Genomic DNA, 12,727 nt, shown 5'->3' on the forward strand with positions numbered 1-12,727 from the left:
GTAAGGAAAAATCCCCGAAAAGACCAAAAAAAGAAGACATCTCCCTCAAAAAAAGCGGGGTAGATGTCTTCGTTCATTTTGATCTTACCGCCGAAGAAAAAAACAGTAAGTTCTTCAGTGGCCTTCGTCTATGAAGGGCCCTTTCTATCATTTATATTTCCAGTTAGTAGAACTCGTGGAGTGGCTGATGTATACTTTGGCTAACTAGCATTTAGCATTTGCTCAGGAGGTACCCTTATGATTCGTGAAATCGATCTTACTGATAACAAACAAGCCTTGGAACTGCTTATGCTGCAGCAGTTATCCTACCGAATCGAAGCACAATTGATCGGTTTTAAGGAAATACCTCCCTTATGGGATTCACCACAATCGCTGCAGGACTGTGGTGAAACCTTTTTGGGCTACTATGAAGAAAAGCGCTTAACCGGAGCCATATCCATGAAGCAAGCAGCCAAGGAATTGGCAATTTGTCGCATGATGGTCCACCCGCAGCATTTTCGCCGCGGTATCGCCAGCAGCTTGCTGGAATTCGTAGAACAATTTGCGGTTCCGGGATTACCGATTAAAGTTTCGACAGGCACGAATAACAAGCCTGCATTTTCTTTGTATCAGAAGCATGGCTATGTGCCGACACAGGTACTCGAGGTGTCTCCCGGAATTACATTAACTGTATTTTATAAACAAACCTAACCGATTTGATAAAGCTCAAGCTGAACGGGCTGTCCGTTAATAGTCCGTTCAAATACACCCAAACTATCGACTGACATACTTAACTCATCATTGCGATGTGTTGTGTATAAGGCATGAATGGCAACACTATCCGGGTCAGCGGAGTCGATAGTTGTAAACGGGGTTGCTGCTTTCGTCTGCATCGCTGCGGCGAACGTTTCCAAGCTATTAATGCCGAGCAGGATTGCCTCTTGCTTAGAAACCGCCTCGACCAGCACTCCGTTTTTACCCGATTGAAACGGGCTTGCTATCGAAATGCGGTCTGGTTTTTCCTCAATCGTATAAGGATTCATGAGCTGAAAGGAAACATAGAACCCCTCGAAACTACCGTAGCCGCGGTTTCCGTCAAATTTCCACTCTCCCTTGGGTAAACAACCGATAAGACTCGGGTACGCATCCAAATCGCCCTCTGGAAGCTTCCACAATTGAATTACAGCATCCTTGTGCAGCAGTACCTCTCCATAAGGGCTGGCATGGCGATCATCACCGGAAGCATATTTGTTCCCAGGGTGAAAGAAAAATAACTGATTGACGCCTTCAGCTGTGGTTGCTTCCGTTAACGGTAGTGTCACCACCCATCGCTGCTGTTCATTATCGAACTCATCACGCCGCTCCCATATACCGCCAACCGCATATTCAGGTGCGATATACGTATACGTATGCGCCTCTTCCGTAACCTGATTGTTCGCTTCAGCGAACTGAATTTTACGTTGTATTTCAATGGGCGTATCGCGTTTAATCGCTTTTTGTACGAATTCCACAGCGGTCTGATACGTGTACAAAGCCGCGCCTTCGAGACGAGTGATCTCTCTGGGAAGCGGGAAATCGCCAAACTGAATGTAGTCCAGCAGCGTATTATTATCCTTGGGTGCATCATGAGGCCATTGACGAGATTGCGCCCCTACCCATGTACCCGCCAGATAAACATCGGCACGCAGCCGCCACAATTGATCAAGAAGCTGGCTCATCGCTTCGCGAACCGCGGTATCCTCAACCACCTCCCATACACAAACAAATGCCTGAATCCAATGCCAGTGCCAAGGCAGCGCACCGTATTCCTTGAATCCGAATTTCTGAATGTGCTGAAGCTGCTGCCTGGCAAACTGCAAGCCTTGGTCAGATAGCTCGCTATTATCAAATTGGTGTCCCAACAGCAGCTTGAGGGCGGTATGCTTGGCTTCATGATGATTGACCTTGTCTAGTGGGTGACGATATACATGGCTTTCATACATATGCAGTATGGCAATCATGGCATTGCTTTTCAGCTCAATGGGGAGCGTGCTCTGGTATTTGTTATAAAAGAAAATCAACAAACAGCCCATAAGTTCTACTGGTAGTGGATGCGGCTTAGCTGCTGCGGGATCACTACCCAGATTCAGCGGCCAATGTCCGTACATTGGATGCTCCGCGTTCTGTTCCTGAAGGGCGAGGACCTTACCGATCATTTCCACAGCCAGTGCAAGTCCGGATTCCTGCTGCTCCTTGGGCCATGCTTGAGCGAATGTGGGATTGACCGTAAAGGCATACAAATGGATAGCAAAATAAAAATTATCACGAAGATCGCTATGGAACCAGAAGCCGCTTGGCAGTATCGGCAGTTCCATCGCTTTGCGGGCAGCGAGCTCTAGAATCGCAAGCTTTCGATCTGTTATGGTTTGAATGGGCAGAGTCATAATGAAGGATGTCTCCTGTTCTGTATTTGGTTTGAGAGCGTAGTCAATTCTTATTTAGTCTACCCGTCCACATGGGGAAGTCAAGAGGGGACCCTCCCAAACCCTCCCTATAGGGAGGGCCCCAAAGGGCTCTGCCCTCTGGACTCATTTTGTTCGTGTGCGGATATGTGGTGTTCTCGGGACGCTTTCGTCCCTGCGGGACACGCTTGATGGTAGTGGAGTAGCCAACTGGTTAGTGGGAGTGGGGAGTTTTGTGCTCGCTTTCGTCCTTGCAGGACACGCTTAACTTTGGAGGGCATCTACATCAGAGCAAGTGCAAGTGCAAGTGCAAGTACAAGTGCAAGAACAAGATCAAGAGCAGTCCTGACATTGCCCCTCAAGGAAGGGGCGCGTCAGGTGGGTTACAAAAGCTACAACATCTCAGGCAATGATTAGTTACTTTTGCAGCAGGTGCAGCATTAAAGCTTTTTGGGCATGCATACGGTTTTCGGCTTGTTGATAAATGACGGATGTATCCGATTCAATTAAGGATTCCTCGATTTCATATCCCGGATGAACGGGCATATCATGCATGATATAGGGCGAGTAGCCGGATAAATGGGCTCTGCTGACCTGGAAAGGCAGCATCGTTTGGATACGCCGCTGTTTTTCTTCCTGATACTCGATTTCGTGAAAATGCTCCATATCGATCCAGGTATCGGTGTAAACATAATCAGACTGTGAAACGGCATCGGATAAATTTTCAACGGTATAAATATGCCCGCTTTGACGTGCGGCAAGCATAAGCTCCTCGTCCCACGAAGTGTCATTAATGATGGGAGTGACTAATAATAGTTTGATGCCTAATGTAAGGCAGCCTATAATTAAGGAATTGGCTACATTGTTGTGAATGCCTACGTAAGTAAGTGTGATATCGTTGAATGTTCCGGACACTTCATAAATCGTCATAAAGTCTGCAAGCGCCTGGCAGGGGTGGTATTTATTACAGCAGCCATTGATTACAGGTACGCTGGAATACGAGGCGAGCTGAAGCATATCGTCATGATTTTTTAATCGGGCCATGATCAGATCGCAATTTCTCGAAGCATACCTGACTTCATATTGAATAGGTGATAGACTGAAGTTACTGGAGTCCCAATCCATCGGTACACAATAGCCGCCCATTTGGTTCATACCGGATTGGAACGATAAGTTTGTTCTTGTTGACGTTTTTTGGAAAAGCATAAGTAAGCCTTTTCTGTAGCAAGCTTCGAAAAAAGCATCGGGCTGTTTCTTGAGCTCAATCGCTTTTTGAATAATGGATAATAGCTCGTATTCGTTCAGTTCCTTTAAAGTTAATAAATGCTTCATCACAGACCACCTTCAATAATGAATGATGAATAATTATGCATTAAAATGTATTTAAATTCATATTAAAATGATTGTATAAAACTGTCAATGCATTCCGTCGAAAAACAAACAACAGAGTGTGTTATACTTTGATGTCTGTTTTTTAAAAGTAATTTTCCCATTTTGAAGGGTTCATTGTTAAGTGGTCGTCTAACAATGTATAACCAAGGTTAAAGGTGGTGAAACGATGGAACAATCGACGGATGAGCAGCTGGTGGAAGAGATCCGTCAAGGCGATGAAGAAGCATACCGGTTGCTTATTGAGCGTCATAAAGGATATATTTATACGCTTGTATATCGTATGGTTGAACATCGCGAAACCGCCGAGGATTTGACACAGGATATTTTTATCAAGCTGTATCGTTCTTTAGCTCATTTTCGGGGGGATGCCAAGTTCACAACTTGGTTGTATCGATTAACGACCAATTTAGTGACAGATTATCGCAGAGCGCAGCGCCGCAGGCCGTATGAAGCCATTTTAGACAAAATGAAGGGTTGGCTGATCAACAGGCAGGAAGAACCGGAAGCTATGGCCTTGCAAAAGGAAGAACGGCAAACGGTCCAACAGCTGTTATCCGAGCTGCCTGACAAATACAGATTAATCCTTTATTTGTATCATTATAAACAGCTGTCCTATCAGGAAATAGCTGAGGCAACCCAGCTTCCGCTCAAAACCATAGAAACCCGTCTTTACCGCGGCAAGTCATTGCTCAAACAAAAATGGCAGGAGGTACGTAACCTTGAACAGTCAGCATCCGAACGAACGGCAGCTTCAACGATTCCTAAATAGAGCTTGCTCCGAGCTCGAATATAAGCGAATTCAACAGCATATTCATATTTGCTCCAGCTGTCGGTCCCGTCTGCATACGTATCTGAATCTGGAGGAGCTTTTGAACGGAATGGATGTGCTTTCCCCTACCCCCGGATTGGAGGACAGGGTCATGCACAAGATTCGCGAACAATCCAGGGAGCATATGGACAATCTTGTATTGACATCCAGCTATCCCCGCAAGGCTGATCCAGCTAGTAGACCAAGACGCCTTTGGCGGCCTGAATTAATCAATGGGCTGATAGCTACAGCAGCAACCTATTTGTTCGTAAGCTCGGGTATTTTGGGGAGAATCATTTCTATTAATGCAGGTCAGTGGGGAGCGGGCTTACAAAACACATTTATGGAGATCGGCAACACGGTTCAACACCTATCGTTGTATCTGACTTCTTAATCCTAATATCTAATGAACGGAGGAATATACGAATATGGAAGAAAAAAACAATCATTCTGCAGATCTGGATCTGGAAAAGGAAGAAGCCTTTTTAAAAGAACGTATGGAGCGCTGGAATGCAACCAAGCACGAACCGCCTTATGATCCCTTTCGAAAAGCTCCTCGCAAAAATAAATTTGTAGCCGGTCTGCTTTCATTTCTGATTCCCGGCACAGGTCTGCTTTATTTGGGACTGATGCAACGGGGAATGATGATTATGCTGCTGCTCATTATGAATATTTTTGCTATCGTGTTTTTTTCAACAAGCTCAAGCACGAGTATCCCATTAATTGTCCTGTTCTCGTTATTTGTGCCAGTGATTTATTTTTATAATATTTTTGATGCACTGCAGCAAACCGATAATGTGAATGGACAGTGGAACGGCGTATACTCCGACCCATTGAATGATGCAGGCAATGAATTTAAACAACCGTTGAAGAAGCTGGCTAAAGGCAGTCCACTTGGTTACGTGCTCGTTATTGGTGGTGTTTTCTTATTTCTGATCAGCAGCAAGCCGGCTTGGCTGAATCAAATATTTGACATGCTGGGCTCATCAATCGGCGCTATTTTGTTAATTGTGGTCGGTGTCTTTATGTTCTTGAAGGAATCCACCAAAAAATAATAGCATTCAAATCAAGTAAGATTGTCCAAGCTAGCTCGATGCAATGCTTACGAAGACAGTTTTGCTATGCAAAACAAAGATTATGCTTACGATGCAAGTTTGCTAAAGCAAACTTTTAGGAGGTGTTAACCATGCGTAAAGCAGGACGTTATACAGCAGCGTTATTATTGATTGCAGTTGGCTCTGCTGTAATTATAGATAAGTATGCAAGCTTACACCTGACAACACTTTTGGTGGAATGGTGGCCGATACTGTTTATTTCGCTTGGTTTGGAATACATTTTATTGAATATGAGATATGGAGAGAGCGATAAGCAGCTGCGGCTTGATCTTCGTGGGGTAGTATTTGCCGTTCTGGTCTCAGCTGTGGTAATCGGAAGCACGAATACAGCAGCTTTGTTCTCAAATTGGTCGGGAGCGCTCGATTTCGGGAAATCGTTTGTGACTTCCACAATGGGTGGCGAAGGCCGCAAGTTTGCAAAAGAAGCCGAGCTGATCACAATTCCATCGGGCCTTGATCGCATATCTATCCATAATGAGAGCAACGGCAGCATCACAATCCAATCAGGCACTGGCACCCAGCTGCAGGTCGAAGCGACCGTTTATGTAGCTTTAGACGATGAGCAGGAAGCCGCTGAAATTGCTAATCAAACACAGGTCAAGCAAAGCTTTAGCGGACATACACTTCAACTGGTTGCTGAAGGCGGGGAGTATGGCGGTGAATTTTGGTCGAGGAAGCGGCCTGCAATTGATCTGGTTATAACGGTCCCAGCCCAGCTGCAAGCGAATATGGACGTTGAATTGACCAATGGTCGTCTTAAAGCTGACCAGCTTGCACTCAAAAAGCAGCTCAAAATCCGTACTACCAACGGAGAGATTCAACTGACGGGTATCGAAGCGGATATAGATTTGGAATCAACGAATGCTCATGTTACAACCAACGCAACCAAGGGTCGTTTGAAGCTGAGTACAACGAATGGATCTATTGAAGCAGGCAGTCACGAGGGGGATGCTCAGCTCGAGTCAACCAATGGTGAACTGCGGTTAACAGGGGTAACGGGAGCTATTAAAGCCTCAACAACGAATGGCAATATTAAAATTGTCGAGGCAGTACGATCTCTAAAGGCTGAAACGACCAATGGCAGTCTGGATATAACCAGTCATACCATCAATGGGGAATGGGATTTGGAAACGAATCATGGCAAGATGAATCTAGCCCTCCCATCCAATGGCGATTACAGAGTTAAAGGAGAGGCCAATAAAGGCAATATTCAGACCGAATTACCTCTGCAAGTTCGCAAGGATAACATAGAAGGCAGTATCGGCAGTGGCAAAAACCTGATTAAATTGAATACCAAGGGGTCGCTAACGATAACCGCGGCCAAATAAAGCAATTCATTCAAAAATGTAAGAGTTCCCAACAGGTTATATCATTCTGTACATTGACAAACAGCTTAAAACCCGCTTAAAATGAGGCGATAACCTTTTACTGAATGTTAGGCGGTGAGACAGCATGGATTCACGAATGGAGCAAGCGTTAACAAAGCTGAAGGCGACTGGCGTACGCATGACCCCGCAAAGACATGCAATTCTCGCCTATCTGCTGAATACCATGACACATCCGACAGCGGATGAGATTTACAAAGCCCTGGCGCCTCGGTACCCAAGTATGAGTGTGGCTACGGTCTATAACAATTTAAAAGTGTATATTGAGCTGGGACTTGTAAGAGAGATGACCTACGGTGATCATTCCAGTCGATTTGATGCGGATATGTCCGACCATTACCATGCACTGTGTGAAGAGTGCGGTAAATTGGTCGATTTCGCGTACAAACCATTGAATGATTTGGAAATAACTGCTGGAGTGGAAACTGGTTTTTTAATCAAAAGCCATCGTGTAGAAGTATATGGATTATGTACCGACTGTGCAGCTGTGCGGCAGGTATAGCAAGATTACAAGACGACCAGCCGGATTTGCGGTATAATGGACGTGTCCCAAGCGCCTTGCTGGACAAGGGCCTTGGACGCGTTCTTTTTGTGTTGTCCATACCGTCATCATGGGAGTGAAGCGATGGAATCGGATTTCTCGAACGACCTGTTGAAGCGAAGGAAATCAAAAAAGTTTCGAATTGTATGGTTGACCTTATTAATTGTCATTGTATTAGGAGTAGGTTTTGGTTATTATTGGGCCAAATTTGTACCTACCGGTAAGCATGAGAAGCCTACATTTGCGGGACTTGTGAAGCCTATCTTTTATAAGGGTGAGATGCTGGAGAAACCTGCAACGGGCAAGGAAGAGAGCCTCAAGCTGCCGTTTGACACGGTAAAGGAACTTATTGATCCAAGTATGATCCATGAATCAGCGAGCGAATCAACGATTATTACGACACAGGACAAAGTCATTCGTTTGAGAACAAGTCAATTAACGGGCATGTTGAATGAAAAACCGTTTACACTGAAATTTCCATTGGAAAAAGTAGAGGGTACTCTGTATTTGCCGATGGAGCCGATCAAGCAGCTTTACCCTATTGAGCTTCGTGAATCACCCGAGACAGGTGCAGTTATCCTCGTCAAAGAAGGAGATATCCTGGAATGGGGCAAGACAATAGCTTATCCGGATAAGCCTTCCAAAACCATTCCGATGCGTAAAGAGGCAGCCATTAAATCTCCGATCCTTGTTGATATTAAGCAGGGCGAAGCGGTGATGATCTGGTCCGATGATAATCCTGAATGGTACCGTATACAACTTAGCAGCGGCTATATGGGGTATGTTAGCAAAGATCACTTGAAGCCTGACCGTCAGGAAACGCTGCCCAAACAAGTGCCTACACCAAGCTTTGTCCCGGCCAAACCAATTACTGGCACAATCAACATGACATGGGAGCAGGTATTTAACAAAAATCCGGATACGACCAAGTTTCCGCCGATGCCTGGCCTGGATGTAGTCAGTCCAACCTGGTTTTCACTGGAGGATGGGCAAGGTACGATCAAAAATATCGGTGATCCTGCTTACATCAAATGGGCACACGCTAACAATATTCAGGTTTGGGGACTTTTCAGCAATGGTTTTGAACCCAAACGTACAACCGAAGCTCTTTCTACCTATGACAAAAGAATGAAAATGATCAAGCAGCTGCTCAGCTATGCACAGCTTTATTCACTTCAGGGGATCAACATTGATTTTGAGAATGTAAACCTGGAAGATAAAGACCGGTTGGTACAGTTTGTCCGTGAAATGGTTCCGCTCATGCATGAGCAGGGGCTTGTCGTGTCAATGGACGTGACCCCCAAATCAACCAATGAAATGTGGTCCATGTTTTATGATCGCAAAGCACTTATAGAATCTCTTGATTATATGATGTTGATGGCTTACGACGAATTTTGGGCAAGCAGTCCGACCTCAGGCTCGGTGGCTTCACTGCCATGGGTGGAAAAAAGTTTGACCCGAATGATGAGTGAGGATAAAATTCCACCCTCCAAGCTGCTTTTGGGCGTTCCATTTTACACGCGAATTTGGACTGAGGAGCAGGTAAACAGTAAGACCAAGGTGAGCTCTCGGTCTGTTTTTATGGAAGCTCAACAAAGAATTATTAAAGAAAAGAATTTAACTCCCAAATTCCTGCCTGAAGCAGGGCAAAATTACGTGGAATATAAAGAGGATGGCAAGCTGAACCGGATTTGGATGGAGGACGAGGTGTCCATGAAGGCAAGGGTTGATTTGGTAAAAAAGTACCAATTGGCTGGTATTGCCTCCTGGCGCAGAGGCTACGAGCTTCCGCCGATCTGGAATTTAATTAATAATGCTTTGCAATAAGCTCTGATCAAGATGCACGCAGATAACAAAAAACCGACTTTTCGGTGCCCTTGAAGGCATTGAAGGTCGGTTTTTTTACGATTGTAGCAGGTGCAGTTTTTATGCGTTAGCATTAGGATCATGCTTGGGGTCCAACGAAAGAATCGTTTTACAAAACATACAGCGATCCGTTTTACCCAGCATTTTGGTAGGTTTGCCGCATTCCGGACACTCGATGACCGTAGTGCTGGTCGACATCATGCCTGCCCAGAAATAAACCGCCATACTTGCCAGCATCGCGATGGCACCGATAACCATGAAAATACCCGCCATAATCTTGCCGGCAGTACCCCAATTGAATACAATCCCGGCCAAGCCGACAATCATGAGCAGCATACCACCCATCGTCAGCAGTAAGCCCCATAATCTGAACTCGTTAACTTTACTTGATTTGAATTTCATGAATTCACATCTACTTTCGAATAAATTGTGAAAATTGTCACTTGGTGCATGCAGGAAACCGCCTACTTTTGTAGAAATATGTTGTATCATGAAATCTATTAGGAGGCTGCAGCGATGAATGCCATTAAGGAACAGCTGGTTGCCAGGCTCCGAGAGAATGAAGCAGTTACCAGTCTGCTGGCCGTAGACAATCCGTCTATTTTTTCAGCGGTAACCGATGGCTTTGATCTCCTGCTGCTTGTCATTTCGAATGAAGTCCAGAAAACCGATCAACAATACCATTATATAAAAGACAACCGCCGTATACAAGAACGTTGGATCAGCCCGGCAACATTAGACTATTTTATTTTGCACGGAGAGCATCGCAATCTTATCTTCTGGATCTTAAAAGGAGAGATTCTTCTGGATCACAACCTGTATTTGGAAACCTTACGGCACCGGACGCTGGAATTCCCTATGGAATTGCGGGAGCATAAGCTCTTGATTGAGTTTTCAAAATTTTTAAGGAGATATTCGCAGAGCAAAGAATACATATTGGAGAATCATTCACTGGATGCCTATAACAACATCTTAGAAGCGCTCCACCACTGGGCGAGAATCGTCATTATCGAGGCAGGCATTCATCCTGAGGTAACGGTCTGGCGTCAGATCAAATCAATTAATCCCGGTATATACAAGCTGTATGAAGAGCTGACCATGAGCAAGGAAACAATCAAGCAGAGGGTTCAACTGGTGCTGCTGGCATGTGAGTTTTCAGTAATGTCCAAGATGGAGCGCTGCTGTAAAAGAGTACTGGATTTGCTATCCAGCCGCGTTGACGCATGGAGTTTGCAGGAGCTACAGCAGTCTGAGGTGCTTAGCGGTATTAAGCTGGAGCTGCCTTTGTTATTGAATAAGCTGGTTAGAAAGCAGCTGGCCAAGGAAATTATCTATGCGATGGACGAGGATATTACGTTATTGGAAATTCGTTACACGCATATTTAAACCAGATATTATTTATTGAGTTATTCATTGCGACAAATGTTCATTTTTTTGATATAATATTGATAATTGAATACCACTGGGGGAGCCTCTGATGTTGAGGCTGAGATAAGGAAGCACATTCCTTGACCCTTGGAACCTGATCGGCATGCGGCAAGCATGCTTCTGGATGATACCAGCGTAGGGAAGTGGACGAGCGCAGAGCCTGTTGTTTTTGAGGTGTTAATTGCGAAGTCAACCAACCGATGCGGTTGGTTTTTTTGTTGATTTGTAATCAGAAAGGCAGGTGTTTTATATGCTATTAACCATCAATGGGGAAGAGCGAGAGGTGGAACAGCTTTCAACGGTTGCCGAGTTGTTAACCCTGTTTAAGCTGGAACAAAAAATCCTGGTCATCGAATTGAATAGGGACATTGTTGACCGTGATGCTTATGCCAATACGCCTTTACAGGAAGGTGATAAGCTGGAAATCGTACATTTTGTTGGCGGGGGCTAAATCTATCCTTCATACATAGGGTTACGAGCTGGCATGTCTTTTTCTTTATAAGAATTGTAAATGAATGTAAGTAATAACATTGGAGGGTTTAAGGTATGAGTGATGTATTAAAAATAGGACCGTATGAGTTTAAATCGAGATTGCTATTGGGAACTGGTAAGTTTACGGATTTGGGTGTGCAAAATCTGGCTGTGCAAGCTTCCGCAGCTGATGTTTTAACATTTGCTATCCGCAGGCTGCCTATCGATAACCCGGAGGCACCCAACTTTTTAGAAACGCTTGATTTGAAAAAATTCACGCTGCTGCCTAACACTGCAGGTGCTTTTAGCGTAGAGGAAGCGGTTCGTATCGCCAAGCTTGCGAGAGCTACAGGTCTTTGTGACATGATTAAGGTTGAAGTTATCGGTGATCCGAGAACATTGTTGCCCGATCCCATCGGTACATTAGAGGCGACCAAAATTTTGGTGGATCTCGGATTTATCGTATTGCCATACACATCCGATGATCCGATATTGGCGCGTAAGCTTCAAGAAGCCGGTGCTGCTGCGGTTATGCCGGGTGCATCACCAATTGGCTCCGGACAAGGCATTGTTAATCCTAACCAGCTGCGATTTATCATCGAGGAAGCTAAAGTCCCTGTTATTGTTGATGCTGGAATTGGCGGACCCTCCGATGCTGCTTTAGCAATGGAGCTTGGTGCTGATGGCGTTTTGCTTAATACTGCAGTTTCAGGCGCCCAGGATCCTGTACTCATGGCCGAAGCCTTCAAGCTAGCCGTTATTGCGGGACGTAAAGGCTTCCTGGCCGGACGTATTGCCAAGAAGCGTTACGCTTCCGCCAGCAGTCCAATGGAAGGTATGATTGAATAATTAATCGTTACCTTTGAACATAATAAAGCTTGAGAGATTAGAGCGTTTGCGCTATGGATGGCAAGCTCTTTTCTCACCTTAAAATTATTTTCGATTTAGTGCTTGACTTCCAATCACAGTATATGATACATTACTTCTCGCCGCTAAAAACGGTACAAGCAAAAACGAGCAGGTCAAGTGTTAAGAAAACAAGAAATTAAAAATAACACTTGCAATGAAATAGGTTCATGTGGTATATTAAGAAAGTCGCCGCTAAAATTAAATTGTTAATTCAAGTAAATCGAAGTAGGCGCAGGATTAATTTTTAAAATGAATGTTTGATGATGAATTGTCCTTTGAAAACTGAATCAACGAGTGAGTAAATAGCAGTACAAGAGAATGCAAATTCTCGTCAGCAAGGAATGAGTACAAATCAAAGTTCTACCTTTATGGAGAGTTTGATCCTGGCTCAG

The 12,727-nt window shown here is 44.7% G+C and carries 13 protein-coding genes and 1 riboswitch; of the genes, 10 read left to right on the forward strand and 3 right to left on the reverse strand.

Going from position 1 to position 12,727, the window contains the following annotated elements:
• Positions 1–237: 237 nt before the first annotated feature.
• A complete protein-coding gene (locus tag LRL21_RS44125; RefSeq protein WP_240422092.1) occupies positions 238–690 on the forward strand; it encodes a GNAT family N-acetyltransferase in 453 nt (150 codons plus the stop codon).
• Here the strand turns inward: LRL21_RS44125 and LRL21_RS44130 are convergent.
• Both LRL21_RS44130 and LRL21_RS44135 read right to left on the reverse strand, forming a co-directional pair.
• On the reverse strand, positions 687–2,402 hold the full coding sequence (locus LRL21_RS44130) for a hypothetical protein (RefSeq protein WP_240422093.1): 1,716 nt from the start codon (positions 2,400–2,402) through the stop codon (positions 687–689). The genes LRL21_RS44125 and LRL21_RS44130 overlap by 4 nt on opposite strands.
• Before the next feature lie 435 nt (positions 2,403–2,837).
• On the reverse strand, positions 2,838–3,752 hold the full coding sequence (locus LRL21_RS44135; RefSeq protein WP_240422094.1) for a Rossmann-fold NAD(P)-binding domain-containing protein: 915 nt from the start codon (positions 3,750–3,752) through the stop codon (positions 2,838–2,840).
• A gap of 226 nt (positions 3,753–3,978) precedes the next feature.
• Here LRL21_RS44135 and LRL21_RS44140 point away from each other — a divergent pair, with 226 nt between their 5' ends.
• The 6 genes from LRL21_RS44140 to LRL21_RS44165 all read left to right on the forward strand — a co-directional run bounded on the left by LRL21_RS44140 (position 3,979) and on the right by LRL21_RS44165 (position 9,488).
• A complete protein-coding gene (locus tag LRL21_RS44140) occupies positions 3,979–4,581 on the forward strand; it encodes an RNA polymerase sigma factor (RefSeq protein ID WP_240422095.1) in 603 nt (200 codons plus the stop codon).
• On the forward strand, positions 4,532–5,014 hold the full coding sequence (locus tag LRL21_RS44145; RefSeq protein WP_240422096.1) for an anti-sigma factor family protein: 483 nt from the start codon (positions 4,532–4,534) through the stop codon (positions 5,012–5,014). The genes LRL21_RS44140 and LRL21_RS44145 overlap by 50 nt, the downstream gene beginning before the upstream one ends.
• Before the next feature lie 34 nt (positions 5,015–5,048).
• Positions 5,049–5,675, forward strand: a complete 627-nt coding sequence (locus LRL21_RS44150) for a hypothetical protein (protein ID WP_240422097.1) — start codon at positions 5,049–5,051, stop codon at positions 5,673–5,675.
• Between the two features lie 131 nt (positions 5,676–5,806).
• Positions 5,807–7,063 carry a DUF4097 family beta strand repeat-containing protein gene (locus tag LRL21_RS44155; protein ID WP_240422104.1) on the forward strand — a complete coding sequence of 419 codons (1,257 nt, stop codon included), beginning with the start codon at positions 5,807–5,809 and terminating at the stop codon, positions 7,061–7,063.
• A gap of 124 nt (positions 7,064–7,187) precedes the next feature.
• Entirely contained in the window at positions 7,188–7,622 is a 435-nt protein-coding gene (locus tag LRL21_RS44160; protein ID WP_076229929.1) for a Fur family transcriptional regulator, read from the forward strand.
• A gap of 123 nt (positions 7,623–7,745) precedes the next feature.
• Entirely contained in the window at positions 7,746–9,488 is a 1,743-nt protein-coding gene (locus LRL21_RS44165) for a glycosyl hydrolase family 18 protein (protein WP_240422105.1), read from the forward strand.
• A 99-nt stretch (positions 9,489–9,587) separates the two neighbouring features.
• Here the strand turns inward: LRL21_RS44165 and LRL21_RS44170 are convergent, their stop codons facing one another.
• Positions 9,588–9,929, reverse strand: coding sequence for a DUF2614 family zinc ribbon-containing protein (locus LRL21_RS44170; protein ID WP_076229930.1), 342 nt, complete (start codon positions 9,927–9,929; stop codon positions 9,588–9,590).
• Positions 9,930–10,043: 114 nt separating this feature from the next.
• Between LRL21_RS44170 and LRL21_RS44175 the strand changes: the two genes are divergently transcribed.
• The 3 genes from LRL21_RS44175 to LRL21_RS44185 all read left to right on the forward strand — a co-directional run bounded on the left by LRL21_RS44175 (position 10,044) and on the right by LRL21_RS44185 (position 12,275).
• Complete coding sequence (locus LRL21_RS44175; RefSeq protein WP_240422107.1) at positions 10,044–10,913, forward strand: nucleotidyltransferase-like protein; 870 nt, start codon at positions 10,044–10,046, stop codon at positions 10,911–10,913.
• 68 nt (positions 10,914–10,981) lie between these two features.
• Positions 10,982–11,114, forward strand: a riboswitch (TPP riboswitch).
• A gap of 91 nt (positions 11,115–11,205) precedes the next feature.
• Entirely contained in the window at positions 11,206–11,406 is a 201-nt protein-coding gene (thiS, locus tag LRL21_RS44180; protein ID WP_076229932.1) for a sulfur carrier protein ThiS, read from the forward strand.
• Positions 11,407–11,501: 95 nt separating this feature from the next.
• A complete protein-coding gene (locus tag LRL21_RS44185; RefSeq protein WP_240422108.1) occupies positions 11,502–12,275 on the forward strand; it encodes a thiazole synthase in 774 nt (257 codons plus the stop codon).
• Positions 12,276–12,727 lie beyond the last annotated feature (452 nt).

It is taken from the genome of Paenibacillus periandrae (assembly GCF_022458865.1).
GTDB lineage: Bacteria > Bacillota > Bacilli > Paenibacillales > NBRC-103111 > Paenibacillus_S > Paenibacillus_S periandrae.

What these genes read in the sequence shown, in the direction of transcription:
- LRL21_RS44170 (WP_076229930.1), bottom strand. Translation starts at nt 9,929, where the DNA reads ATGAAATTCAAATCAAGTAAAGTTAACGAGTTCAGATTATGGGGCTTA.
- LRL21_RS44125 (WP_240422092.1), top strand. Translation starts at nt 238, where the DNA reads ATGATTCGTGAAATCGATCTTACTGATAACAAACAAGCCTTGGAACTG.
- LRL21_RS44175 (WP_240422107.1), top strand. Translation starts at nt 10,044, where the DNA reads ATGAATGCCATTAAGGAACAGCTGGTTGCCAGGCTCCGAGAGAATGAA.
- LRL21_RS44160 (WP_076229929.1), top strand. Translation starts at nt 7,188, where the DNA reads ATGGATTCACGAATGGAGCAAGCGTTAACAAAGCTGAAGGCGACTGGC.
- LRL21_RS44135 (WP_240422094.1), bottom strand. Translation starts at nt 3,752, where the DNA reads ATGAAGCATTTATTAACTTTAAAGGAACTGAACGAATACGAGCTATTA.
- LRL21_RS44165 (WP_240422105.1), top strand. Translation starts at nt 7,746, where the DNA reads ATGGAATCGGATTTCTCGAACGACCTGTTGAAGCGAAGGAAATCAAAA.
- LRL21_RS44140 (WP_240422095.1), top strand. Translation starts at nt 3,979, where the DNA reads ATGGAACAATCGACGGATGAGCAGCTGGTGGAAGAGATCCGTCAAGGC.
- LRL21_RS44130 (WP_240422093.1), bottom strand. Translation starts at nt 2,402, where the DNA reads ATGACTCTGCCCATTCAAACCATAACAGATCGAAAGCTTGCGATTCTA.
- LRL21_RS44155 (WP_240422104.1), top strand. Translation starts at nt 5,807, where the DNA reads ATGCGTAAAGCAGGACGTTATACAGCAGCGTTATTATTGATTGCAGTT.
- LRL21_RS44185 (WP_240422108.1), top strand. Translation starts at nt 11,502, where the DNA reads ATGAGTGATGTATTAAAAATAGGACCGTATGAGTTTAAATCGAGATTG.
- thiS (WP_076229932.1), top strand. Translation starts at nt 11,206, where the DNA reads ATGCTATTAACCATCAATGGGGAAGAGCGAGAGGTGGAACAGCTTTCA.
- LRL21_RS44150 (WP_240422097.1), top strand. Translation starts at nt 5,049, where the DNA reads ATGGAAGAAAAAAACAATCATTCTGCAGATCTGGATCTGGAAAAGGAA.